Raw genomic sequence first — 26,934 nt, forward strand, 5'->3', positions numbered from 1 at the left:
TTAAACAGAAATATTTTATTCCAAGAAATATTAATTGTTATCTTGACACTTTTTTTGATTGGGCTGTAAAATTATCCTGTTATAGTTTTTGAAAGGTTAATTTTTAATCGCTCGTATTTCTAAATAATTGAACCAAAATTCATGATTGACTTAAACCAAAAGGAGAATTCTTCACGAAAACGTTACAATATACTAGCCATGATTTTTATTACGGTGGTCATAAATTATCTAGATCGAAGTAATATTTCGGTTGCCGCTTTTGCCATGAAAGAAGATATGGGGCTTAGCAATGTGCAAATGGGGTATGTTTTTTCGGCTTTTGGCTGGACTTATGCTTGTCTTCAGATTCCAGGTGGTATTGTTGCTGATAAACTCCCTACACGAATCTTATACTCTGCAATAATGGCTTTATGGTCCGTTGCAACACTTATACAGGGTATGGTAAGCTCTTTTGCAGCATTACTAGGCTTGCGCGCCAGTATAGGCGTATTTGAAGCGCCTTCCTACCCGATCAATAATTTAGTGGTTACCAGATGGTTTCCTGAAAATGAAAGGGCATCTGCTATTGCCGTGTACACATCAGGCCAATTCTTGGGGCTTGCTTTCCTAACACCCGTTCTTGTGGCTATCCAAAATTATTTTGGTTGGAGAGGACTCTTTATTATTTCCGGTATTATAGGCCTAGTATGGGCGGCAATATGGTATTTTTTCTACAGAAACCCACAAGACCACAAATCCATAAGCCAGAAAGAGTTGGAGTATATTGAAAAAGGTGGTGGACTGATTGGTAAGAACGATGTAAAAAAAGAAGAGAAGAAAAAATTTGATTGGCACGATTTTAAACAGGCTTTTATCTACAGAAAGTTGTGGGGGCTATATATTGGTCAATTTTGTTTAGGAGCAACCACCATATTTTTTCTTACCTGGTTCCCAACATACTTGGTAGAATTTAGAGGATTAGATTTCCTGAAATCAGGATTTTTGGCGTCAATTCCATTTTTGGCGGCCTTTTTTGGAGTACTCCTTTCAGGATTCTCTTCTGATTTTATGATTAAAAAAGGGTATTCCGTTGAAATTTCAAGAAAGACTCCCATCATTATTGGTATGTTGCTCTCTACTTGTATAATAGGGGCCAATTATACAGAGAGCACATTTTTTGTCATATTATTTTTGGCCATTGCATTTTTTGGAAATGGTCTCGCCAGCATAGCATGGGTCTTTATTTCACTCATGGCTCCAAAGAAACTCATAGGGCTTACCGGTGGTGCTTTTAATTTTATAGGCGGACTTGCAGGAATAGTTGTTCCCATTGTTATTGGGTATTTGGTAGAGGATGGAGATTTTAGTCCAGCACTATTCTTTATTGGTGGTATAGCATTGCTTGGTTTTATATCTTACACCTTTATTGTGGGTAAGGTTGAGCGTATCGTACCAAAATCAAAATAAACTCAAACACTAGTAAATACAAATTTTATGAAAATATCAGCTATTAAAACTTTTCCTATCAACGTAGGTTTTGGGAGCCAGTTGGTCGTTAAGGTCGAAACCGATTCAGGAATCTACGGTTGGGGCGCTTCGGGGCTTTCCGGAAGGGAATTGGCGGTTATAGGTGCAATAGAACATTTTAAAGGTTTCTTGATAGGTAAGGATGCACGCAATATTGGTGCACTTTGGCAAGAAATGTACAGAGGGCAATATTTTGAAGGCGGAAGGGTGCTTACAGCGGCTATTTCAGCTATAGATATTGCACTGTACGATATAAAGGGAAAAGCTTTGGGCGTACCCGTATACGAGCTCTTGGGAGGGAAACATCGCGACCATGTAGACTGTTTTGCTTCGGTTCGTTTTAGAACACGCGAAGAGCTTTTTGAGTATTCTAAAATATGTATAAAAGAGGGTTGGAACATGTTGCGTTTGGCTCCTGCAGAATTTGAAGCAGAAGGCGATAAGGAACTTTTTGAACCACGAGAATCTATTGCTGTTATAGCGGAATGGCTTACGGACTTAAGAAGAGAAGTCGGTTCTGCAGTAACCATTGGTATAGATTACCATACGCGTCTTACTCCTGCGCAGACCTATTCATTTATAAAACGAATGCCACCGGGAACGTTGGATTATATTGAAGAACCTATTCGCGATGAAAATCCGGAAGCCTATGAGAATCTTAGGAAAATGGTTGATATACCTTTTACGATAGGAGAGGAATTTTCAAGTAAATGGCAGTTTTTACCATTTTTAGAACGAAATTTAACTCAATATGCGCGTATTGATATTTGTAATGTAGGTGGAATTACCGAGGCCATGAAAGTAGCGAGTTTAGCGGAAGCACATTACATTGATTTGATGCCCCATAACCCATTAGGGCCTATATGTACAGCTGCTACCATTCACATGGCGGCCGCTAGCCCTAACTTTGGTTGGTTAGAAGAAATGAATACACCTGCACAATATATGGGTACGGATGCTCCGGAATTTTATCCGGTACGTCCTATTTTGGATGGACCAACTTATCCTGTATTGGATACACCGGGATTGGGAGTGGAGTTCAATGAGGAATTAGCTTTGGAAAAAGGTTTTAAACCTATTGAAATTCCAAGACTAAGACGCAAAGATGGTTCGTTTACCAACTGGTAACATATTTTTATTCAACGAATTCCATTAAGCCAAAACGGTTGGCTTGATGTACATTCTTGGAAATATCATAAATAGGGAAAATGGTTGAAGTAGACCGCCTGTTTCCCTTGGCATCATTACGGTTTTGCCTAATAGCAAGAAAAGCCCATCTATTACCGGGTTTAATCGTAACAACTTCACCAAGCTCACCAAAATTTGAATAAGGGATGGCCATTTCCATGGTCCATCCCTTATCAATATCAGAATTATCGTTTATAGTACCGTTATAAGTAACCTCAACTTCAAAGTCTGGGTTAAAAGATTTGTAGACTACATCTTTTCCTTCTGTATAATCATTAAAATAAATGAAGTCGTTTACAGCCTTGTTGAGATTAAGTTCATATCCAAAATGCGTATCTAAACTATCGGGTGCGGTAATAAAAAATATTTCCGCACAATCATCAAAGTAAGGTTGTCCATCTCTTTTAGTTTCCTTGGCAGTTATATACTGGTCTTCCATTTCAAAAAACACATAGAACTTTTCTTCTCCCCAAAGCATTCTAAAGGTTGATTTTTGTTGGTCGGTTGGCTTTTCTACCCTATAAAAATAATCTAACGTTCGGGCTTCTGTTTTGGACCAACTTTCTTCATTCAGCTTTCCATCAATAGTCATGGGTTCGCCAGTTTTAAATACCTTGTAGATAACTTGTTCTCCCAAGGAAAGTTTTGCTTTCTCTTGGGCAAACAAACAAGTTGATAATAACGAGAGAATTGCCGATACCCAGATTTTATGGTGTGCTGATATAAAATACTCCATATTAATTTTGCATCATTACTTTAGCCCACAGATGATTAGGATAAATGTCTAACGCCTTTTGTAATTTCTTTTTTGATTCACTCGTATTGTTCAATCCGGCATTGCCCAAAGATTCCAAGTAGTAGGAGTTAGAAATAAATTTGTTGTTTGTTGCCGATGCCTCCTCAACAGCAATGAGGGTATTACCAGTACCATTTTCACGCATTGCGCTTCCTTTTTCAATTAAGCTTTGGAACATAGATGTAGCTTTTGCTGAATCTCCTAGTTTTTCAAAGGATTTTGCTTGAAAATATAAAAGGTTGTTCATACCTCTTCCGTTTTGGGCAGCGGCACTTTTTTGATAACTGGATTTTGCTTTTTTAGTATCGCCTAGCTGAGTATAGGCCTCACCCATATAATAGTAAATCATGGCGTTCTTCTCATCATGGGTGGGTTTCCCTACCTCAAGATTTTCTGGATAAAGTAATGCGCGTTCTAAGTGTGTAATAGCCTCTTTAGCCTTTTGGTCGGCTATGAGTTGTTTAGCTTTTAAAGTGTGCGCATCAACATAGTGCCAATAGGTTTCCCTGCCGCCTTCCCAAGTTCTAAAGTGATGCTCGTCTAGAAATGCAATTGCTTTATCATAATCACCGGCAAGGTTAAGTAGCTCTACATAGGTTTTAGGTGCATCCACATCTTCTTTGGCAATGGAAAGGTTACGCTCTAGAATGTCTAGGTTTTTCTTGAAATCGGCATCGGATTCATCATAATATTTAGAAAGTTCCGAATACCATAAGGGGTTTGAATTATCAAGAGCGATTGCTTTAGTCATGTAATCTATGGCCTGTGATGGATTTTTCTGGTGGTAGAAAGCCCCAAATGCCAGGTTACGCCAAACCATAGGAATACTTGTGTCTATTGCTCCAGCCTTCTGCCAATACATTAGTGCATCATCAGGTCTTTTATCATACAAAAGGTTACCTAAAAGATAAAAGGTAGTAGCATTATTGGCATCTATTTCCAATGCCTTGTTTAAAACAGTTTCGGTTTCCGAACGATATGGAAAAGCGTAATCCAAAGATGCTCTTTTTGCTGTTGAAATGGCATTGGTAGCTTGCTGGGAATTCCCAGATTCAGCATAGAACCAAGCCTTGTAGTACCCGGTAAGAGGGTTTGATTCATTTTTTATACTAGTTAACAAGGCAAGCCCATCTTCAATAAGGCCTGCGTTCATGTAATTGGTAGCAATTTCCAAATAATTATTTTCAGGATTTTGCATGTTTTTTTTCCATGAGTCCATTGAACTACCACTTTTTCCCAGCTCTATTTCATACAGCACAGAAAAATCTAGTGGATCATAGGCAATTTGCTTTTCTAATATTATGTTGGCTTCATTTTGACGGTTTAGTTTACGTAGCAAAGCAGCGTTCAAAACCACAATTCTTCCGTCTCTATTATTTGTTGAATAAGCTTCTTGAGCATATTCCAAAGCCTTTGAATAGTTGCCCTTTGCACTCTCTATTTGGGCCAGTTTAAAGTTACCTGAAGAGAACCATTGATAGTACCAGGTAGCTCTTGCAAAATTAGAATAGGCTTCTTCTTCATGACCCAAAGCTTGGTGAGCCATTCCCAGATAATAGAATATTTCACCTTCCAAAGGTTGATAGTATTTTATCTTTAATTTATCCGCAGCTGTTTGTAAATATTCTAGCGCTTCTTCATATTTTGTTTGTGTTATTCGGCGAATGCCCAAGGCAATATTGGTGCGATAATCCGTAGGCGATTTTTCTAATGCTGCTAAATAATAATCGTCTGGTTCTATACCGGGCCTTCTAAATTGTTCCACGAAACGGCCGGTTAAATAAAGGTCTTCAACTGTTTTTAGTTCTTCTGGTTTTTTTACTTTTTCTTGAATTTCAGGAAGCTGTGGTTCGGTTGGTTTGTATGGGGAATAGGATATAAGCTCACTGCCATTTACATCTTGGATGGTAACGGTAAGTTGATATTCATCTAAAGGTTTTCTGTTTTTATATGTACTTGTAAACGGATGGGCAGGGTCAATATCTATTGTTTTTTCTTCTAAAACGTTTGCACCGTTCTTTAGAATAATTTTTGCTCCTTTAAAATCTTTTGTTGTGTTAAAGCCATAAAAGACCGTTTTTGCATTTCGCATTTGAAGGGTGACGGAAGCATCTGTATTTGAATTTTTGACCACTTCTAAATCACGTACAGGGTACCAGTAGTTTTTTGCGTCTTTAACGGAATGGGGAAGTATCCAATTATAATCTGGTTGATTATTGGAAAAGGTCCCTGTCATTAATTCTACATATGCCTTTCCATCATCAGTTAATTTTCTTCTTGCATTTTGTCCTTGTAACCCTGGTCCAAATTGCCATAGTTTAGAGGCATTGTTCTCAAATGGGTCACCAACATGAACCGTTCCTGCTTTTTGTCCGTAATCATATCCACCTATAAATCCTTCTTTTATATCCCACATGAAAAATGAAACGGGATTAGGATGGTTTTTCCACCAAGTAAGGTCTACGCCTTCTTCGTAACTAGTACGCCCATAATCATCGGTTTTGTTAGATAAAGGCCATTTTATAAAACTGCTATTATTGTGGAATACTCCAATTTCTTGACTAGGAGGCCAAAACGTTCTAAAATCGTCGTTTGCCGTAATGGCAACGTTGGCCCAAAATAGAAAGGTCGTAGTTACATCACTAGTGTTGTTAATGCGATAATCAACCTCTATGTATGAACGGCCAGGCTTTAGGGTCATACCTACAACGCCACGCATATCCCTAGTTTTTTCGGTTTCTCCAATCCAAACTGTGGCACTCCCGTCTTCATTATTTATCATTCTATAATCGCTGGGGAGCATAGTAGTTGTACGGTGATGATGGGGAAAACACCATTCAATTCCTCCTGAAACCCAAGCACCCAAGGTGCCAATCAAATCAGGCTTAATCACACTGTTGGTATGGAACAATTCGTGACCGTTGGTCTTATCAATTGCCGAAAAAAGTCGACCACCAAATGCGGGTAACACCTTTACACGTATATATTCGTTTTCTAGGTATACCATGTCGTAGGTAACATCAACCAAGGAATCGCCCAATTTGGTTTGTGAGGCGTATGGGTAGACTTTACCCTGGGCACCTTGTACACCTCTACCCGTATAAAAAATGGGACTGACCTCGTCCGTGCCAATTTTATAGGTGGGAATTGTTTCTTGGCCCTCGTAAACTTTTACTTGTGCCTGGAGTTGATAAATGGAAAAAAATAACAGTAAGACTGAATAAAAATGATTTTGGTTTGGCATAATTTGTCTGTATAATAATGTTCTTCTTAAAATTAAGAAGTATTATTAAAATATGATAGAACAAATGGTCTGCCGAGTACAATAAATTGACAAAAACGACCTAGTATATATTTTATGTATTAATTTCTTCGCTTTTGTTTTTGGCCCGAGCAGTTTTGACCGCTATTTTTTTCAACATCCACTCAGGGTAATCTGTGGAATCTTCAGCATCGTAGATTCTAATATGTTGGTCTTCCTGTGGTTTTTTAAGCTCATCCGGATCACATTCCAGAATTTGGGCTGCGGTATCTACACCTGAATGGGAAACTCCTGCCACGCCATGAGAAAGAATACTGGCCCCACACAAATAGAGGTTCTTAATTTCGCTTTTTGCTTTATAGGCAAACGGACCAATATGCTTTAAACTTTTTTCAGTACCATAGATATTACCGTCCGTGGTGTTTACGTAGAACTTATTGGTCAAAGGCGTACCTAAGTCTTTCTGGATAATATGCTTGCTAATTCCCGGAATGGCTTTTTCCAGACCGTTTATCATTTTTTGCATCAATAGTTCCTTAAAATCCAAGTATTCTTGGGAGCGCTCCTGGTTTTCGTTCTTAAACATCTCAAAGGCCTTGTAATCAACTAGGGTGATAGCCTCAATACTATGGTGTTTTCCGTCAAAGCTAGATGGATCTTTTAAAGTAGTACAACTAATGAACATTCCTTCAAAAGCATCTCCTTTTGAAATGTCCGATGCTAACATACTATCGTAAAAATCATCCGTGTCCTTATTGGGCATCATCCAGATGTTTCCGGAATCCAATCCTGCCTTGCGCAAATCCATATCAACGATCAAGAACAACATTAAAGAAGTGCTTGAGTATTTGGTGTTAGCGAGCTTCTTTTGAAATTTAGCACTTAAATTTTCTTTTCCCACTAAATCATTATATGTTATGCCCACATCGGCATTGGATACGATGGTATTGGCATAAAGCTGTTGTCCATTTTCCAGAACGACCCCAACTGCTTTTTTTTGTTGATTTCCTTCTAATACTATTTTGGTAACCGCAGTACTGGTGCGAAGTTCACCACCGTGTTTTTTTAACGTATTGGTCATTGCTTTAATTAGGGCCCCACCACCGCCCATGGGGTAATACCCACCTTGAAAGTAATGGTACATTAAAGCACTGTGCAGTACAAAGGGAACTTTTTTGGGTTGCACGCCGTGATCACCACATTGTATATTCAATATGTTTTTTAAAAGCGGATTTTTTATATGCCAACCTATAACTTTCCTTACGCTGAACATCCCATATTTGCCAAAATGTTTGGTTTTGAACGGTATGGTTAGTTTTTGCCAAAACCCCTTAAAGTAGGGGAGGGAATACAGTTCTTCACTTACTTTTCGGGTAAGGTGAAGGTATTTGTGAATTTGCTTTTTTTCTTCGGGAAACCTTGATGATAACCGTTCGATAAGTAAATCAAGATTAGCGGGAAAATCAAAACGTTCTTTGCCTATTCGTACATGTTCATAAGCATCCGGATTCATTCTAAAAAAGACCAAATCGTTGGCAATACCTAAACCTCGGTATAGGTCATTGGTTGCTTCTCCTTTGGCCATTAAACCCACATAATGCACTCCAGGTGTAAATCTATGTCCGTTCAGGTAAAAACTGTGGCACCAGCCACCAGGTACGTCGTGTTGCTCCAGTACTACAACTTTCTTACCTGCCCTGGCCAAGCAAATAGCTGTGGCCAAACCACCTGCTCCAGACCCAATTATTATAGAATCATATGTATTGGATGAATCGGAATTTTGTACTGTTTCTTGCATTTGCAGGTTTAAAGTGTAGGATTCAAAAATAGAATCACGACCGAAGATATGTATAAACAGCTATTTTTTTGTGTTCAGCACATGTTCCGCAGCAAATAAGTTTATTTTAATTATTCAAAGCTTGGGCAATAGCTTCTTCTACCAATGGCTCCATGATTTTGTAACCTTCAACCGTTGGATGAACGCCGTCCTTGGCATATTTCTTTGGCAAACCATTTCTTTCGTCTGCTAATGCAGAAAAATAGTCCAAATAAATATGGCCTTTTTTCTCGGCGTATGCCTTGATCATTTTATTCAGCTCAACTATTTTCTGAGCCGGTTCCATGCCGGGCTTCCAAGGGTAGTCAAAAGCGGGAAGTGTAGAGGAGAGCACTACTTTTATGTTGTTGGCCTCGGCTATATCTGCCATAGATTTTATGTTGTTCATAATCATTTCTAAAGTAGATGGCCCTGTATTTCCTGCAATATCGTTAGTGCCGGCTAAAAGAACCATGACCCTAGGTTCAAGGTCTACCACATCTTGTCTGAAACGAACAAGCATTTGTGGTGTGGTCTGGCCACTAATACCTCTGTTAACATAAGGTTTGTTGGCAAAAAACTCCGGACGAGAATTTATCCATCCTATGGTTATGGAGTTTCCCATAAAAACAACTCGGTTTTCATTGGCAGCCGGTTTAGCCAGTTTTGCATTGGCGTCTTGAAATTCACTTAAATTTGGCCAATCCTGTCCTTTTATTCCGTTGATTATTCCTAGTCCCATTAATAAAGCAAGTAGCGTTGGTTTTAGTTTCATTGTGTTTGTTGAGTTATCTGTTTGGTTGGTTGTTGAATTCCTTTTTGTCCTCTAGTGTAAGCGGAACTTCTTCTAGGAACTTTCTTTGGGAAGGTTTTTGCATGAAGAGGTAGACCACTAAAAATATAGCAATGACCAAGAATAGTGCATTACCGTTAAACCCGTAAGCAATTATGGCCAAAAAGGCAGGACCTTCTATAAGAGCGAATTTTACGATGGTAGCCGCTTGATATTTTTGCATTTTTAAAAGAAGGCTATCCGTTTTTTTTATGGCTTGCAATTGTTTTTTGAACATAAACTGACTCATGAAATAACCAAATGCACCTACAATGGGTACGACATAGATAAAGACGTCATTAGGGTCTGCATTGGCTATAAAAGTACCGTTGTTTAGGTATTTAAATGTCCCAAAGGCGATAATGCCACCAACAAGTGCCAAATGAATTATAGATAACGTTTTCAAATATGAGGAAGGTTTGGCAGACATTAAATTTCTAAGTTAAGAAGGCTTATAAAGGTAGCCTTTCAACTGGAAATATAAAAATTAATTGAGTAAGGGCTATATAAAAAAAAACCAATAGATATAGAATAGAATTATAAAGGTCAGGACTATTGATAAAATGTAAATCATGGTTTCAATGCGCAAGTTGTTTTTATGCTGCATTCTAATTTTCTGTTTCAGAATTGCCCATTCTGGGGCACTTAGTTTTTTGAATTCAACTTCCGTTTTACTCGTTCCATTTTGACAAAGCTCCTTTAAGTCCTTAAAATTACGCTTCTTTAAAAGTGACCTGTTGGTTCTTAAACTCGTAATTGCATGTGCCATAAAACCTTCACCTGCCATATGTTATTTTTATGTATAGGTAGTTAATTCTTTCAAGATGTTACGGGTATTGGAAAGAATTTATTTTCTATTTTGAATTTGAGATGCTTCACTTTAGAAACCAATATTATCTGTATTTTAGGAGGGGAAATTTAAAAGGGACATAAAATGAAAAAAATATCAAGAAGAAGTTTTAATTCTAAACTATCAAAAGGTATCGCAGGAACAGCTGTTTTGAGCAGTGTTGGATTAGGTTATGGTTTTTCTTCGGGAAAGGAAAAGAAAAAACTGGGTATAGCTTTAGTAGGCTTGGGCAGTTACAGTAGCGGACAATTAGCTCCAGGGTTACAGGATGCCGAGAATTGTTATCTAGCGGGAATCGTGACCGGAACTCCGGCAAAGGAAAAGGTGTGGATGGAGAAGTACGGCATACCTAAAAAGAATGTGTACAACTATGATAATTTTGATTCTATTGCCAAGAATAAGGATATTGATATAGTCTATGTAGTTCTACCCAACAGTATGCACGCGGAGTTCTGTATTCGTGCAGCAAAGGCAGGAAAGCATGTTATTTGTGAAAAACCAATGGCCATAAGCGTAAAGGAATGTGATGCTATTATTGATGCGTGCAATGAGGCTGGAGTAAAATTATCTGTTGGTTACCGTATGCAATCTGACCCTTATACCAACGAAATTAAACGACTGGTAAAGCAAAAACCTTTTGGTAGCGTACGCTACGTTTCTTCCGATGCGGGATATATTTCTAGGGGAAATCCTGACCAATGGCGATTGAACCATGCGCTTTCCGGTGGTGGGGCATTAATGAATATGGGTGTGTACAGCATACAGAGTAACATATACGGTACGGGTCAAAACCCAATATCCGTTGCTGCACAGGAGTTTAGTTCTAGACCGGAGTACTTTGAGGATACAGATGAGAGCATTACCGCACAGATGGAATTCCCTGATGGGGTTGTGGGTAACTTATTTACTTCACATAACGCCAATGCCAACCGGCTTTTTGTGTCTTTTGAAAAAGGTTGGGCAGAACTTAATCCTTGCCATAATTATGGGCCGCTGAGCGGACGCACATCAGACGGAAAGGAAATAAAATTCCCGCACCAGAGTCAGCAAAAAGTTCAGATGGACGATTTTGCAAAACATATTATGCTGGGGACTACAAACTATGCACCTGGTGAAATGGGCAAACGAGATATGATTATTGTAGAAGCCATTTACAAATCAATTAAAGAAGGAGGAAAAAAGATTCCTTTGGATTTAGGTGATATGGGTATCGTTCGCGAGTAGGTTATTACAGAACTTAATAATGATAACTAGGATGGTGTAAAAGCCATCCTTTTTTTTATTTTATAATTCCATGTGGCATATTATAAATCCGTTTTTCATGCCAAAATCAGCTGCTATTTAGAATCAAAATAAATGGTAACGTTAAGCTAACGATTTAACACAAACTTGAACTTTAGTTTAAAGTATGACCACGGTCAGTTAACAATATTTGGGATTTGCTAAGATATTTTTGTTCAAAATTAGTATAACTAATAACCAAAAGAACAAAATGAAAACAGTATCTAAATTGTTATTACTAGCAGGTTTGGTAGCTACTACTTCCTGTGAAAAATTAGAAGAACATGTTGGGCATGGTGGTCCAAAAGAAGATGAAGGAACAATGTTCGAGAACAAATCGAATCTTGAGCCTTTAGTAGTAATGAATTCAAACTTTAACTTTGTAAAACCTTATTCTTTAATCAGTTCTACTGATATTTTAGAGGACGGTTTTCAATTGGTAGGTGCTCAAGATGGAGCCGGTTTCTTAAAAGAAGGTAACGGTTACATGTATATTGTAAATGCTGAAGATGATTATGCGGTTAGTCGTATCCATTTAGATAAAAACTTAAACCCTACAGGCGGTGAGTGGTTATTGAACTCAGGGGTTGCAGATTTCGCTCGTCAGTGTTCTGGTACTATGTGGGAAGCTGCCATTCACGGTGGTGCAAAAGATATTTTTCTTTCTGCTTCAGAAAGCTTTCACTATGATGTTAAAGGTATAGACCCTCATGTTGCCGTACCTACGCCAACTGCGGATTTTGGTTTAGATGCTTTAGGTGAGTTCTCATGGGAAAACGCTGTTCCTTTACCAAGAGATACGTATAAAGGTAAAACGGTAATTATAGGAGGTGATGATGACTCTAGCGGTTCGGAAGGTCAGATTACTCTTTATTACTCTGAAAATGGGGATGCCGATTTAACCAATGGTAAAATTTACGTTCTTAAATTAAAAGAAGTTGCTTCTGGTTCTACAGATGCAGACGGTAACCCGATTGCGCCAATGGCTGTTGAAGAAGGTGTTATCTATAACGAAGGTCAGTTGGCTTTTCAAGAAACATATGCTTTCGAATTCGTTGAAATCGAAAACGGTGCGGCTATGACAAAAAATGAAATGGAAGATGCTTGTGTTGCTGTAGGTGCTTCTGCTTTTATGCGTGTTGAAGATGTTGATTACCAAAAGGGTTCTGTTGACAATGCAAGAAATGTTTTCGTTGCCGTAACAGGAAGAGGTCCAGGAAGAGGTACTTACAACGATTGGGGTACAGCTTACAAATTGGAGCTGGATGAAGAATCTCCATTGACTGGAAAAATCACTCAGATTATTAGTGGTAATACAGATACGAATAACATGGATGGTAACCTTCCTGAGCTTCAGAGTCCTGATAACATTACGGTTACGGAGAACTTTGTATACCTTCAAGAAGATCCTAACTCTTTCGATAGAAACCACTCGGCCGCTATTTATCAAACGGATTTAAACGGAAACAATGCAAAAACAGTTTTGGAATTATTGATCAGAAATGATCTTGATCCATCAGGAAGCACTGGTTTCAGTGGAGAATTTGGTGCATTGGTAGATATCTCTGACAAGGTTGGTGTTGATGATACTTTCTTGTTGAACCTTCAGCCACACTACTGGCAGAATGATGATTACAAGAGCAAAGATGGTCACGATATGGAATCTGAAAACCCTGATGCAATTGCAGCAGGTGCTAGAGAAGATAACCAAGGTGGTCAAATCATTATCTTAAAAGGTTTGCCTAGATAAGACCTTACTATTTTATGGTGAAAGACCTCTATCTATTGATGGGGGTCTTTCCCTATTTTATAATTTTTGTTTCAACTTACTTCTGTTATGAATAAATTTCTCCTCTTTTTTTTATCGATATTTTGTATTCTTTCCTGTAAAAATAAAAATGAAGAACTAGCAAAAGTTGACCATGTCAAAACTACGGACTGGAGTTATGCACAAGAGTTCTATATAAAAAATATGACCAAGGCGGTATATTTGATTGATACCTTGAGTACAATGGATGCAGAAAGCGACGAGGCCAAAAAAATCTTCAAAGAGCTCCGTGTTGCCTTTAAAAAAGCAGAACCCTATGCATCATATTTAAACCCAGAAGTTGGGCACCGTGCCAATGGGCCCGCTTTACCCGTTTTTGCAGAAGATACGGAACGTATATTGAACCCTATAGGATTACAGAAAATAGAAGAGTCTATTTATGAAGGCGGTGAATCACCCGCCGTTTTTAAAAAAGAAACGGTTCTGACCAAAGGTTTAATGGTCAATTTATTGAAAAATGTTACCGAACGGGATTTAAGTGCCGAGCGTTTTTTTATAGCCACTCATCAACAACTTTTACGAATCATTAGTTTAGGTATTTCAGGTTTTGATACACCGGTAAGCGGTTTGGGACTTTCGGAAAGTGAGGTCTCGTTGCGAGGGTTGGAAGAGGTGTATGATTATACATTGCGTGATATCATACAGGTAAAAAATAGTGATTTAGATACTGAATTTCATCAAAATATAGCAAAAACGGTCAGTTTTCTTCAAAAAAACAACGATTTCAACACTTTTGACCGTTACACATTTATACGGGATTATATGAATCCTATTACGAGAAATTGGGTCAGCATAAGAAAGGAAAGCGGACTTTGGAACGGTGTAGATAACAAACCCTTTAATTTTGATGCGCCTACTTTTTTTGAAAAGGATGCGTTTAACCTAACCTATTTTACGCCACCTATAAATAGAAATCCATCCGAAAAACAAATTGCTTTGGGCGAAAAACTGTTTTTTGACCCTAATTTGTCGCAAACGGGTAAAATGGCCTGTGTAACTTGTCACATGCCGGAAAAAGCCTATACGGATGGTATACCTGTGAATACGGGTAACAATGGAAGCCCTTTACAGCGTAATGCACCTACATTAATAAATGTTGCGTTTCAAAAAAGCTTCTTTTGGGATGGCCGTGCAGAGAATATTTTGGATCAAATTTCATCCGTATTCAATAATGAACAGGAATTTAATACAGGTGTGCATGAATTCTCTACGGACATATTAAAGGATACTACTTATCACGTTTTATTTGAGGAGGCTTTTGGAAGAATTTCCAATAGGAACACAGATATCATTAAAGCTATTTCATCTTATATATCTACTTTAAACGGATTTGATTCTAAGTTCGATAAGAATATGAGAGCCGAAGAAGATTCGTTTACTTCCCAAGAAAAATTGGGTATGAATCTTTTTATGGGCAAGGCGTTATGCGCTACATGTCACTTCATGCCGCTAACAAATGGAACAGTGCCACCATTTTATGCAGAGACCGAAAAAGAGGTCATAGGAGTTCCGGAAACGGCCGAAAACAAAATTTTGGATGACGACCTTGGTTTTTACTGGCGTTATAATAAACCTGAGCATTTGGGAATGTTCAAAACTCCTACCGTACGTAATTCGGAATTTACGGCACCCTACATGCACAATGGGGTGTACAATACGCTGGAAGAGGTTATGGATTTCTACAACAAAGGCGGTGGTGGCGGAATGGGCTTTGATTTGGAACACCAGACCTTACCTTTTGATGAATTGAAACTCACCCAAGAAGAACAAAAGGCCATTATAGCATTCTTAAAGACCATGTCCGATACAAACGTAGATGATGAAAAAACGGCCCAATTGGTTGTTGCCGAGCCCTAATTCAGTTTTTTTCATAGTTAGATTTAAAGTTTAGCTAACCTAGAATTAAACTAAGGCTAGGCTATGAATTTTAATAAAGAACTAATTTGTCGCCCAGATAAAACCGTTATGAAAATGATACGTACAACCCGCTTTACTAAAAATTTATGCATGCTCTTTTTGGGGGTGTCCATGGCAATAGGATGTTCCAAAGGAAGTGATATTTCAGATGATATAGAGAATGAGATTGGAAAAGAAGAGGACAAGACCGAGGAACCGGAAGCCGAATCTCCAAAGGAGGAGACACCAGAGGAAACCTTGTTGAATGCCGCGGAATTTATTAAATCCGTAGATAGTTTAACCATCTCTGCCAATGCGTTGGATACTATAGATGATTCGTTAGTAAACATGCTTTCCGATGAAAGCGAAAAGATTACATTTTTTGTACCTAGCAATGAAGCGTTTACAGGATTTTTAGCTTCTTTAAAAGAGTATACGGATGTTTTGGATTTTGATGAGGATTTGGAAAAGGAAATCCTTTCGCAAGTATTAAAATACCACGCCATTATTGGAGGAGCTAATTTTTCTAATGAACTTTCCAATGGTTCCATTTTAGAGACCCTACAATCCGAAGAAATTAAAATTACGGTAGATGGTGATGTGTATATCATAGATACTACGGAGATAGATGCTAGAATAACTGCAGCGGATATTGAGGTGGCCAATGGTGTTGTTCATATCATAGATAAAGTTCTTATACCCGAATCCGTTTTGGCAGATTTGTTCCCCAAAAGCACCTTGATCAATTTAGTGAACCAGAACGAGGAATTATCCTTGTTTGCAGAAGGTATTGCAGAAGCTGGTTTAGAAGATATATTCAACACAGGTGAGTATACGGTTTTTGCACCTACCAATGCAGCTATAGAACAGTTGTTCAAAACTTTGGGAGATGATTACAATTCATTTTCGGATTTCACCAATATTTTGGAGAAACAAGCACTTAAAGAAATTATTTTAGGTCATGCCGTAAAAGAGGTAATTGCTCGTAATGACTTAAAAGTAGGCAAATTGGCCACTTTAATTGAAGATGATTCGGTAGATGTTGTGGAAGGAGCCGCAGGTTTGGCGCTTCAAGATGCTTCTGAGTTTAAAGCTAATTTTGTTGAATTTGATATTGAAGCTTCTAACGGGGTCATCCATACCATAGATAAGATTCTTATTCCTCAAAAAGCACTTTTGCTTATTAATTAAGCAAAGTTTCCCAAGATTCTTTTGAAATTTTTAAACCGCCCTATTTAGATGTTATGCATTGGAATAGGGCGGTTTTATTTTGATTTTTTGTTTGGTAAAGTTAATAGGCGGATTCAATGATTGGTTGGTAATACCTTTCTATGATGCTATGGTCCTTCTTTATTCTTAATTTCCCTATCTTCAATCTATAATCGATATTACAGTAGAAAAAAAAGACGGGTGATTGATATTCCCAACATAGCATTTGAAGGAGAGGAACACATTAAGGATTTTGATGTACTGACGATATCCGACTTATCGGCAAAAATAGATAGAGGTTTAGACCATGACCCTAAAAAGCCCCATCGTATCCACTTCTTTGCTTTGCTCGTCATTACTGAAGGGGAGGGGTATCATGAAGTTGACCTGCAAAGGTATCAGGTAAAAGTAGGTTCAGTATTGAAAATAGCGAAAGGGCAAGTGCATGCCTTTCAGCAAAAAATTGGCTATAAAGGTTTCCTTGTCATTTTTACAGAAGATTTTATTCTTAGATTTTTTTCAAAACCTTCAATTGAGTTCATTTCCCATTTATACAATTACCATATTTCTGACCCCTTGGTCCAAAGCAGTGGTTTAAATGATTTTTTTGTCCATCAATTACGGGAAGAATTACAGGTAGAATATAGTTATGGACAGCAGAATATTCTAGCCAAAATACTGGAACTGTACCTGTTAAAGTTAGAACGCATTTCTGGGGCCAAGCGAATCTCCAATCAGGATAGAGATTACTATCCGTTGTTTCTTCAATTCAAAAACCTTGTAGAAAAAGACTTTGCCACAACTAGAAACGTAAAGGATTATGCTTCTAAGATGCGTATCTCTACCAAGCATTTAGGGAAACTAGTTCATATTTTTACATTGAACACCCCTAAACATTTCATTGATCAGTATGTAGTTCTGGAGGTAAAACGTGCTATACTAAGTACGGATAAAAGCCTAAAGGAAATAGCCTATGACATGGGTTTTGACGAGGTAACCAACTTTACCAAATTCTTTAAAAAACACACAGAGGTAACTCCAAAACGGTTTAAAGCAGACTTGTAGACCTTTAATCTCATATTTACCATTCTTTTTCAACGATTTACCTACTCTATAGATGGGCATTTTGCCACTTTTGTACTGAACTTTTAAATCAAAGAAAATGAATTCAAAATTAGTAATCTGTATAGGTCTGGTCCTGTTTAGTGTTGGATCTAGTTTTGGTCAACACAAGACCCCCGAAGAAAGTAAATATCAATTTGGAGAGCCAGAACATTTTTTGGATGGTTATTCCTTTAATTTTCAATATCAAAACGGTACCGCTATTCATATGGAATTTGATGAAGGAAAAGCCAAGTATGAATGGGTTGCAGGGCCATCAAAAGGTAATGGAAACAAGGATATTTCCTATAAATCCCTTAAAATGGGAGACGAACTGTATATGGTAAGTTGGCATGAAACGGGTTTAAAGGATTATTTGACCCTTGTTTTTGATTTTAAAACAATGACCGTCCACAACTCTATCATAATCGGTTATCAGAATAAACCAGAAAGAAAACTTAGAACAGTTTCTCAGAGTGGTATTATAGATCACCTGAAAATAAAGGAATAGGGGTATTCTTTTAGTTCATCATGGTGCCATGATTTTTAAGATGGATTCCCATATATACCATTTTTGTGCAGGGATTCACCTTTAACAGTGATTCGTGTTTTATAAACTTTGCACAACAAAATATTGTATTATGAGTCAAGTAGCAACATGCCCCACATGTGGGAGCAAATCTAAAGTAAAGGAAAAGGAAGGCGTTGTTAGCTATCAAGCAGTTCAAGACGAAGAGGCCTTTAAAAAAATAGGTCAGATGAAAAAGGCCATGGAAAAATTCAAGAAAAAAGCAGAAGAGCTAGAACAGGAGCTTGAAGCTTTAAAATTAAAAATGTAATCTACTTAAGAACATACAGTTATGAAAATTGCAGTTACTTCAGCCAGCGGTCAATTGGGTTCTTCAATTGTAAAGCACCTTATTGATGCGATAGGAAAAGATAATGTTATAGGTATAGCTAGAACTCCTGAAAAGGCAGAATCTCTTGGGGTTGAAATTAGAAAGGGAGATTATAACAATCGTGAGGATTTTGATGTTGCTTTAAAAGGTGTAAATGCGGTTCTGTTAGTTTCTGGTATGGACGACCCAAAGAAAAGAATACAGCAGCATAGGAATGTTATTGATGCGGCCAAGGCAAACGGTGTTAGAAAAATAGTATACACCAGTATCGTTGGAGAGGAGAAAGCGTCTGCATTTAGCGCTGTTGTAGAAAGCAACAGACAGACCGAAAAGGATGTGAAGGATTCGGGAATGCAGTGGGTCATTGGAAGAAACGGAATTTATATAGAACCGGATTTGGAATATATAGATACATATATAAGTGAAGGTGAAATCCAAAATTCTGCGAATACCGGAAAATGTGGTTATACCAGTAGGGAAGAATTGGGGTATGCCTATGCGCAAATGCTTTTAAAGGCAAATCATAATGGTCATATTTACAACCTGGTGGGTGAACCCATTACCCAAAAGCAACTGGCAAATTACATAAATGGTGCTTATGGTACGGATTTAAAATATACTTCTGTATCCGTTGAAACTTATGAGAAGGAACGTAAAGAAGCACTAGGGGAGTTTATAGGCACAATAATAGGCTGCATTTATCAAAGTATGAGAAATGGAGCTTATGATGTACCATCCGATTATGAAAAAGCTGCGGGAAGGCCACATAAATCGCCTAAAGAAATGATAGCCTACTTTAAGAATGGTTAAAGGGAATGGATAGTAATATCCTCCCTTTATTTTTCAATCCCGAAATCGTAAATTATAGTTTCCATATATTTTTCTCCTGGTTTTAATAGGGTAGAGGGAAAATTAGGATGATTCATGGCATCGGGAAAATCTTGGGTCTCTAAGCAGAGTGCCATGTGAGGTGTATAAGCGATATTATACTTTCCTGTAATATTATCAAGGCCGTTACTTGCGTAGACCGTTATTCCCGGCTGTGTGGTAAATACTTCTAGCTTTCTACCGGATTTGGGTTCTATAACTTCAGCGGCCTTCGTCATTTCATCACTCTTTTTGTTCAATGCGTAGCAATGGTGATACCCGTTAAGGGGAATATCATGAACTTTATCACCTACTCGTGTAAAGTTAGATAGGTCCCAAGCCGTACCTTTTAAAAAGGGTAATCTTCCTGTAGGGGTAATGTCTTCATCAAATTCGGTATACCTGTCCGCATCTACCATAACCCTATGATCATAGATTAAGTCCTTGGCACCATTCAAGTTGAAATAACTGTGGTTGGTCATACTTACATGCGTGTCCTTATCGGTTTTGGCTTCAAAGGTGATATAAATTGAATTGTTCTTCGTCAGAAGGTAAGTGGCATAAACATCAAGATTACCTGGAAAACCAAAAGAACCATCTGGAGACAAATAATGGAACTGTAAACCATCGCCTTTTTCGTTGGAGACAACCTTGGCGTCCCAAACGGCATCCCTAAATTCATTGCCGCCGTGAATAGCAGTGCCTTCTTCGTTAGCAGAAAGTTTATAAACGGAATCGTTCATAACAAACTGCGCATTTTTTATTCTATTGGCATACCTACCCACGGTTGTACCAAAACTAGGGTGGTCTTGCAGGTAATCATCCAAATTGTCAAAGCCCAAAACTACATCGTCTAGTTCTCCGTTTTTATCCGGTACAAAGAGCGAAGTAATGATGCAGCCCATATTCATAATCTGCATTTTCATGCCCGTAGCATTGGTAATGGTATAAAGAGAAACCTCCTTACCTTTTACAGTTCCCCAGTGTTCTTTTTCTATGGACTGTGCTTTTACGGTAAGGTTAACCAACGTTAAAAAGGCCCCAATGTATAGTGTTTTTTTCAAAATTTGAAATTTAAAAATCGCATCAAATTACGAAAAACAAAAAGGCGCATAAAGTAAAAACAGGTCAAACTATGAAGCTTGACCTGTTTTTTGAAATTGAATTATGAGTAATTCAGTTCTATTTATAAACTCTGTATTTGGCGTATCATCTGATTGGTGAAACCCCATTCGTTATCGTACCATGCCAAAACTTTGAGTAAATCGCCATCCACTACTTTGGTAAGGGAAAGGTCTGCAATGGAACCATAAGGGCTTTTAATAATATCGCTAGAAACCAAAGGCGCGTAAGTGGTCTGTAATACTTTCTTATAACGGTCCGTTTGTGCTTCTTCCTCCAATATGGCATTGATTTCTTCTGCGGTCACGGTTTTTTCGGTTACAATAGTAATGTCCGAAATAGATCCAACCGCAACAGGAACACGTACCGCCATACCATCAAACTTACCCGCATATTCTGGTAATGCTTTTGTGGTTGCTACGGCAGCTCCCGTGGTGGTAGGTATTAGGTTATTAATACCGGAACGTCCCATTCTAAAGTTCCCTTTGCTGGGAGAATCTACCATGGCATTAGAACTGGTATTTGCATGTATGGTAGTCATTATAGCCTTTTTAATTCCCACACGACGCCCTAAAATTTCTATAATAGGGCTAATGTTATTGGTGGTACAACTGGCACAGGAAAAGATACTGGTCTTACCATCCTCAGAATTTACACCGTGAACAACAGTTGGTATTTCAGGACTTTTAGCCGGACCTGACAGAACTACGGTTTTGGCTCCAGCTTTAATGTGCCTATCCGCATCGTCATATTTAGTAAAAATACCGGTACTCTCAATTACAACGTCTATATCCAGTTCTTTCCAAGGGAGGTCTTCTGGATTTCTTTCGTTAAAGAATTTAATGGTGTTGCCATCTACTATAAGTTTACCCTCTTCAAAATCAACTGATTTTTCAAATTTACCATGAACACTGTCAAACTCCAATAAGTAAGCAATGTTCTCAATACTGGCAATATCATTTACGGCTACTACCTCTAATTCCGGAGTTTCAAGTAATACTTTTAATGCGGTACGGCCAATACGGCCCATTCCATTTATAGCTATTTTTTTCATAGTCTAATTTCTATACTATTAGTTTTTAGGTTTAGTAGACAGCCATTATTTATTGTATGTCATCTACACTCGATTTGTCGTAAATGAACCCTGAAACCAACAATCTCTTCGTTAAATTGAAGTTAATGCCAGGGTTTTGTTTTACGGTTCCATAGTACAGAATAGGAATGCAAATGTTGCGCTCAATAAAATATTTTATGTGTTATAAATCTTGTAAAATATTATGTAGGTCTTGAGATATAGGTCTTGCACTATCTTCTATAGAGGAATGGTTAATTCTCATAATACATTTTTCTATGAGTCCTTCTTCATCAAATTCAAAGATTTCGTTTCCATAGGAGCAAAACCATTTGTTATTTTCAATTCTGTAGTCATAATCAAATTGAACCGCTATGCTTTTATCCGTATGGGCCATATAGGTTTTAGTTACTTCAAAATCCAATTCTTTCTGCCATTTGCGTTCAAGGAACTCTTGAACTTCTCTACGGCAGGATAGAAGGGTAGATTCGTTAACATACCAATTGCAGTCCATGGAGTATATCATGGAAATTTGGTGAGGGTCTTTTGTACTCCAAGTCTCTTCAATTAAATGAACTTTTTGCTTGGCTGTTTCTAGGGTGAAGGGTGGGTTTTGTAGTAGTTGTTTCAAAATGCGTTGGTGTTAGTTCTACAGATTGCTCTGTATGATAGTTTTACATAGTGTTTAACGGTTTAATAATTTTTCACAAGCTTTTCTGCCGGCCAAAATGGGCCAATTATTTTTTTGGATTTGAGAAAGGATAATAGCTCCTTCCCATAGTACTAGAATTTCATCACTCAATTCCTTAATATCCATCTCATTTGGTTCGGCTTTATTTAATTCATTATATACAAGTTGCCGAATTTCATTTTTGTTCATATAGACCATCTCTTTAATAGAGTTCTGATCTTTTGGGATATCCGTAAAAATATTCTGAAAGCCACATCCTCTGTATCCTGATTCCTTTAACCAGTCAATTAAAAAATCAAACATGGAAAGAACCGCATCTGCGCCAGGCTCTTCTTTGTCCATATTACTCTTTAAAAGAGACATCACCATTTTGTGCTGCCTTTCCAAATACGCAACGGCAATAGCTTCTTTAGATTTAAAGTGCCGGTACATACTATCTTTTGATACTTTGGCGACTTTTAAAATCTTATTGATTCCTGTTTGGTTATACCCGTCTTTGTAAAACAATTCACAAGCCGTTAATAGTATCTTATCCTTTACGGTTTCTTTTCCCATGAATTAAAGGTAGCAGGACTATTATAAACAGACAAGTCTGTACGCTTCAACAAAAGTAGGAAAAATATTAATATGCTACACTATGCTACTTGTTAAAATTTTTACACTTGTTCTTTTCTGAGTTGATTTTTAGTCCTTTAGTGATTTTTTGATATGAACACTCTTTTAAAGATTACTAGTAGTTACTAGTAATAAAAATGTTCTTTAATCTGATTTTTTTGCTCTTGAACCGTAAAAAATGCAGTTTATCGATGATTTTAACATAAAAAAACGCGATTTAAGTGAAAACCTATGAATTATTACTAAGTATAGATAGGAGAGTTTTATAGAACTTTGTCGAAGATATTAACCCCTAATCGAATTTATTATGAAAAATGCGCTAACCTACAATGTGCTTTTTGCCTGCGTTTTTTCGTGCTGTAGCAGTTCTATGGACGCTCAGTATTCTAGTAGTAGTAATGCTACCGAGATTCACCAGGCTAACAACAAGAGGATGGAAAATTATCAATACCTTAAAAAACAAGGATATAAGGATAAAGCCATCTTTGAAGACTTGGGTAATGCCAACTTCTTGAACAAAAACTACGATACCGCCTTGTTCTGGTATGATAAGTTAAAAGAAGTAAGCAGTACCGGCTCTTTAAGTAAGAATTATCAGAAGCGTTATGACTACGCTATGGCCAAATATCAAAATATTGGATCAGCTACCAGTTCCGATATGAATGATTGGGTCGCTCAAATTGAGTCTGATTATAAAGTAAAAAAACAAAATTCTAAAAATTTTTTAGATCAACCTTTAACAGAAAGGTATAGAGAATTAGATTTTCAACGTAAGGACGGTCAGTTTATAGTAGATGACCAGACCATAGTTGAGAATGAACTTAGGACTTTACTAGGTGAGGAGACCGAAGATCATAATGGGTATAAAATGCCTGTTGCCGTAACTCCGGACGGACAGACGGCTTACTTTAGTAAAAAAGTGAAAATAAAACCCTTGTACGGTGTTTTTTCCAAAAGTGAAGAGGTACATAAAATCTTCAGGGCAGATAAAGTAAATGGTGAATGGAGGAACCTTAAAGAAGTTGCCGTAGCTCCCAAACATGCGTCTGCAATGCATCCTTCTATATCATCGGACGGTAAACGTTTATTCTTTGCCTCCAATATGCCAGGAACTTTTGGTGAGTATGATATTTATGTATCTGCGATCCGTAAAGACGGTAGTATGGGTGTAGCCAAAAACTTGGGTCAAAAAGTAAACACTAAAAAAGATGACCTGTATCCTAATGTAGTTGGTACCAACACATTGTTCTTTGCTTCCGAAGGAAGAAAGGGCCAAGGCGGACTGGATGTTTATATGACGCAAGTTGGTCAAAAAAGTGTAGACCTAGCCGTTAATCTTGGTAGCCCGATCAATAGTGGTGAAGATGATTTTGCCATATCGTTCACATCGGACAATGGTAAAGGCTATGTAATGTCTAACCGTGGTAACAATAAATCCTCGGTTCAGAAAGTAGCTTTCACCTATGCCAACAAAAGACGCGTAGAAGACGAGGGCGAATATAGAGCGCTAGAAGCTTTTAATGTAGATTCCAAAGCAACGTATACTTCCAATTTGTTTGAGGAAGATTAATAAAAATGGGGGATAAGATAAAGCCGGCGATTACCGTCGCCGGTTTATAACCCAAATTTAGGTAATCTAAATGTTCTAAGAAATGCGGACATCTACCACAAGGGTTCCAATTTTCAAAACTATAGAATTCACCGTATTACCACAGTTTTCAATAATCCCAAATATCACTACCATGAGCCACAAAAAAAATAATATCAACACAATTTTTCTGCTCCTTTTACTAGCTGCCATCTTTGGTACGCAGTCTAACTACGGACAAGAAGCAGTTACAGAGATCAATACTAAGAGCACCTATCACAACCAGTTGTTCTTTAACAGATTTTTGATCAACCCAACGTTTTCGTTGGTTAGAGAGAACAAATCGTACATAAACATTCTTCACAGAAACCAATATGCTACGTTTGAAGATAATAATCAGAACTACTTTTTAGGTTTTAGTAACAAACTTAATGATCATGCTGCATTAGGAATTAGTGTATATAGCCAATGGTCCGGGGTTGTTCAGGAATTTGGGTTCAACGCCAATTACGCTACGGCCGTAAAATTAGGAGATGAGAGCAGATTAACTTTTGGTACGAACATAACCTACTATACAGAAGGGCTAGACCAAAATAGAATAGTTGTAGCAGATACGGATACAAAAATTTCGGATGCTAAGAAGGAAAGTAAGGTAGCGGTACAACCAGGGGTAACCTTGTCATTGGGCGGGTTTGATTTTGGACTTTATGCAACTGACCTTTTTAAATATAACCAAACTACAAATGAATTTTTAACGAACTTAAGTACCAAGAGTGTAAAAGCTTCGGTACAGTATTCTCATCAGTTTTTGGCCAATAGAGGTCTTTTTGCCAACGCTCGTTTAATGCCAATGGTTCAAGTTGGTAAGAACAAGGATGGCGGATTGGGATATGTAGGTTCTATATTATTGGACTTGCCTAGCTACGGCTGGTTTCAAACAAACTTTGATGATGATTATGGCCTTTCATTAGGATTAGGTTTTAACCTTAGTAAGCGTATGTCCTTAGGGTATTTGTTAGAAAAGGATTTAATGACAGATGATGCCGATTTAGGATGGAACCATGAGGTATCCTTAGCCTATACTTTTGACAACCATGGCTCTAGTATGGACACCTTTGCAGATGGTTCTGAAGATGCTAAAGTAGACCGTATCGTAAGAAATTATGAGGAACAGATTTTAAGATTGAAGGAAGAGAGTAAAAAGAACAGTCAAAGAAACAATTCATCTCTGGCAAATAGAAGCTTTAAAAATACAATTTCTACCGAAATAGAGGATGAAATGAGCGGTATGGCTTATGAAAACAGATTGATTTTGGATGAGATGATCTTAAGACAAGACTCTATTGATGCCGCAAGAGATGCAGCTTTTGAAGAACGCTTAAAGTCTTTGGTAGACGTATTGAAACAAGAAATTAAAGAGAACCTAAAACCACAAATTGAAGAAGATGTGGAGCCTGTTCCGCCAGAATACACGGCTTTGGCTGCAAATACAGAAAATAATACTTCTAAGAAAACAATAGCTAAGCAAGACAATGAAGCAAGATTTAATGATGTACAGGATTTCTTGGCCGCCAATGACACGCAAATGTCAGATAGTACTAAAGAAGTAGAGAAGACTGTAGAAGTAGTGGCAGAGACTCAAACAAAGCCAATTGTAGAAGAAGGCGCAGATAAGAAAGAAATTAAGGATTACGTAAAGCTTCCTATCAAGATATTGAACCAGTCAGATATAGTGGGTGTAAAGTCCGGATATTACGTGATAGCCAATGTTTATAAGAACAAAAAGTATTTAAATGCCTTTATGGAGACTTTAAAGGAGCAAGGTCTTAACGCTAGACAGTTTTACAACAAAGAAAACGGTCTGCACTATGTATACTTGGCAGATTATAATTATAAAGAAGATGCAAAAACAGCTTACGTTTCCAATTTAAACGGAAAATACAACGACGAAAAATGGATTATGCAAGTAGATGATCATTCTGCAGTAGTGAACAACATGTACGAAGATCAATAACAATATTAACTTATGGTTAGTGGGACCTGATTTTTTGGTAGAAAATTAGGCTATAAACAGCGGGGGAGGCTCCGCTGTTTTTTTTGTTTTTTACCACTATTTTAATAGGTTTCACACCTTTTTTAACTCTTTTTTTGATTTTTAAATATCGATAATTGGTACGAAATTACCGATATAATGCAATGAGATAGGGACTTTAGCGGTAGTTTAACGAAAATGGGCGATCATACAGTAAGCGCATAGGAAATAATTCTTAAGTTTGATTATAATCATACTAAAAGTAACCTATTTATTAATCCCCAAATCTCACAAACCATGTACCATTATTACCTACAACAGCACCACAAGCAAAGCACACTTGATCACTTCATAAAAGTGCAACATCTCTGCGTCTGATAGAGATAAAATTTCAAAGCAATCATTTTAGGTTTTAGCGCCTTACCTACAGCACTAAAACATAACGATTCACCCAGCGTATAGCGCGTATATCTGTTTTAGCTT

22 protein-coding genes are annotated in these 26,934 nt (G+C 37.6%); 12 read left to right on the forward strand and 10 right to left on the reverse strand.

The genetic code is table 11. The features are described 5' to 3' along the window. The first annotated feature begins 141 nt into the window (after positions 1–141). Together H9565_RS10275 and H9565_RS10280 are read left to right on the forward strand one after the other, a co-directional pair. Positions 142–1,446 carry an MFS transporter gene (locus H9565_RS10275; RefSeq protein WP_215439272.1) on the forward strand — a complete coding sequence of 435 codons (1,305 nt, stop codon included), beginning with the start codon at positions 142–144 and terminating at the stop codon, positions 1,444–1,446. 27 nt (positions 1,447–1,473) lie between these two features. Further along, positions 1,474–2,634 carry a mandelate racemase/muconate lactonizing enzyme family protein gene (locus tag H9565_RS10280; protein ID WP_215439274.1) on the forward strand — a complete coding sequence of 387 codons (1,161 nt, stop codon included), beginning with the start codon at positions 1,474–1,476 and terminating at the stop codon, positions 2,632–2,634. A gap of 7 nt (positions 2,635–2,641) precedes the next feature. On the opposite strand, the gene H9565_RS10285 is transcribed toward H9565_RS10280, so the two are convergent. From H9565_RS10285 to H9565_RS10310, 6 genes are all read right to left on the reverse strand, one after another. Beyond that, a complete protein-coding gene (locus H9565_RS10285; RefSeq protein ID WP_215439276.1) occupies positions 2,642–3,430 on the reverse strand; it encodes a carbohydrate-binding family 9-like protein in 789 nt (262 codons plus the stop codon). Position 3,431: 1 nt separating this feature from the next. After that, the gene (locus H9565_RS10290; RefSeq protein WP_215439278.1) at positions 3,432–6,734 is read right to left on the reverse strand and encodes a DUF5107 domain-containing protein; all 3,303 of its coding nucleotides are present in this window, start codon (positions 6,732–6,734) and stop codon (positions 3,432–3,434) included. Between the two features lie 112 nt (positions 6,735–6,846). After that, entirely contained in the window at positions 6,847–8,550 is a 1,704-nt protein-coding gene (locus H9565_RS10295; RefSeq protein WP_215439280.1) for a phytoene desaturase family protein, read from the reverse strand. A 106-nt stretch (positions 8,551–8,656) separates the two neighbouring features. Continuing rightward, entirely contained in the window at positions 8,657–9,343 is a 687-nt protein-coding gene (locus tag H9565_RS10300; RefSeq protein ID WP_215439282.1) for an SGNH/GDSL hydrolase family protein, read from the reverse strand. 13 nt (positions 9,344–9,356) lie between these two features. Then, on the reverse strand, positions 9,357–9,806 hold the full coding sequence (locus tag H9565_RS10305; RefSeq protein WP_215439284.1) for a hypothetical protein: 450 nt from the start codon (positions 9,804–9,806) through the stop codon (positions 9,357–9,359). 96 nt (positions 9,807–9,902) lie between these two features. Next, the gene (locus tag H9565_RS10310; protein ID WP_215439286.1) at positions 9,903–10,187 is read right to left on the reverse strand and encodes a hypothetical protein; all 285 of its coding nucleotides are present in this window, start codon (positions 10,185–10,187) and stop codon (positions 9,903–9,905) included. A 147-nt stretch (positions 10,188–10,334) separates the two neighbouring features. Here H9565_RS10310 and H9565_RS10315 point away from each other — a divergent pair, with 147 nt between their 5' ends. From H9565_RS10315 to H9565_RS10350, 8 genes are all read left to right on the forward strand, one after another. Then, entirely contained in the window at positions 10,335–11,474 is a 1,140-nt protein-coding gene (locus H9565_RS10315) for a Gfo/Idh/MocA family protein (RefSeq protein WP_215439288.1), read from the forward strand. Between the two features lie 268 nt (positions 11,475–11,742). Continuing rightward, positions 11,743–13,281 carry a hypothetical protein gene (locus tag H9565_RS10320; RefSeq protein WP_215439289.1) on the forward strand — a complete coding sequence of 513 codons (1,539 nt, stop codon included), beginning with the start codon at positions 11,743–11,745 and terminating at the stop codon, positions 13,279–13,281. 87 nt (positions 13,282–13,368) lie between these two features. Further along, positions 13,369–15,216, forward strand: coding sequence for a cytochrome-c peroxidase (locus H9565_RS10325; RefSeq protein ID WP_215439292.1), 1,848 nt, complete (start codon positions 13,369–13,371; stop codon positions 15,214–15,216). Between the two features lie 114 nt (positions 15,217–15,330). Then, positions 15,331–16,446, forward strand: coding sequence for a fasciclin domain-containing protein (locus H9565_RS10330; RefSeq protein ID WP_215439294.1), 1,116 nt, complete (start codon positions 15,331–15,333; stop codon positions 16,444–16,446). 219 nt (positions 16,447–16,665) lie between these two features. Continuing rightward, positions 16,666–17,529 (forward strand): helix-turn-helix domain-containing protein, encoded by an 864-nt coding sequence (locus H9565_RS10335; protein ID WP_215439296.1) that lies wholly within the window; start codon positions 16,666–16,668, stop codon positions 17,527–17,529. A gap of 97 nt (positions 17,530–17,626) precedes the next feature. Continuing rightward, positions 17,627–18,076, forward strand: a complete 450-nt coding sequence (locus H9565_RS10340) for a MoaF-related domain-containing protein (protein ID WP_215439298.1) — start codon at positions 17,627–17,629, stop codon at positions 18,074–18,076. A 130-nt stretch (positions 18,077–18,206) separates the two neighbouring features. Beyond that, positions 18,207–18,404: a hypothetical protein gene (locus H9565_RS10345; protein WP_215439299.1), complete on the forward strand. Its 198-nt coding sequence runs from the start codon at positions 18,207–18,209 to the stop codon at positions 18,402–18,404. 21 nt (positions 18,405–18,425) lie between these two features. Further along, the gene (locus H9565_RS10350; RefSeq protein ID WP_215439300.1) at positions 18,426–19,274 is read left to right on the forward strand and encodes an SDR family oxidoreductase; all 849 of its coding nucleotides are present in this window, start codon (positions 18,426–18,428) and stop codon (positions 19,272–19,274) included. 26 nt (positions 19,275–19,300) lie between these two features. Here H9565_RS10350 and H9565_RS10355 read toward each other — a convergent pair whose 3' ends face one another. The 4 genes from H9565_RS10355 to H9565_RS10370 form a co-directional block, all read right to left on the reverse strand. Next, on the reverse strand, positions 19,301–20,395 hold the full coding sequence (locus H9565_RS10355; protein WP_215439301.1) for an aldose epimerase family protein: 1,095 nt from the start codon (positions 20,393–20,395) through the stop codon (positions 19,301–19,303). Positions 20,396–20,517: 122 nt separating this feature from the next. Continuing rightward, positions 20,518–21,507 carry a type I glyceraldehyde-3-phosphate dehydrogenase gene (gap, locus tag H9565_RS10360; protein ID WP_215439302.1) on the reverse strand — a complete coding sequence of 330 codons (990 nt, stop codon included), beginning with the start codon at positions 21,505–21,507 and terminating at the stop codon, positions 20,518–20,520. A gap of 202 nt (positions 21,508–21,709) precedes the next feature. Then, on the reverse strand, positions 21,710–22,156 hold the full coding sequence (locus H9565_RS10365; RefSeq protein ID WP_215439303.1) for a DUF1348 family protein: 447 nt from the start codon (positions 22,154–22,156) through the stop codon (positions 21,710–21,712). A gap of 54 nt (positions 22,157–22,210) precedes the next feature. Beyond that, positions 22,211–22,771, reverse strand: a complete 561-nt coding sequence (locus H9565_RS10370) for a TetR/AcrR family transcriptional regulator (RefSeq protein ID WP_215439304.1) — start codon at positions 22,769–22,771, stop codon at positions 22,211–22,213. Positions 22,772–23,138: 367 nt separating this feature from the next. On the opposite strand from H9565_RS10370, the gene H9565_RS10375 reads away from it, so the two are divergent. Further along, on the forward strand, positions 23,139–24,401 hold the full coding sequence (locus H9565_RS10375; protein WP_215439305.1) for a TolB-like translocation protein: 1,263 nt from the start codon (positions 23,139–23,141) through the stop codon (positions 24,399–24,401). Between the two features lie 172 nt (positions 24,402–24,573). After that, positions 24,574–26,433, forward strand: coding sequence for a PorP/SprF family type IX secretion system membrane protein (locus tag H9565_RS10380; protein ID WP_246560487.1), 1,860 nt, complete (start codon positions 24,574–24,576; stop codon positions 26,431–26,433). The last annotated feature ends 501 nt before the right edge of the window (positions 26,434–26,934 follow it).

This window comes from Zobellia russellii, from assembly GCF_018728565.1.
Taxonomy (GTDB): Bacteria; Bacteroidota; Bacteroidia; order Flavobacteriales; family Flavobacteriaceae; genus Zobellia; species Zobellia russellii.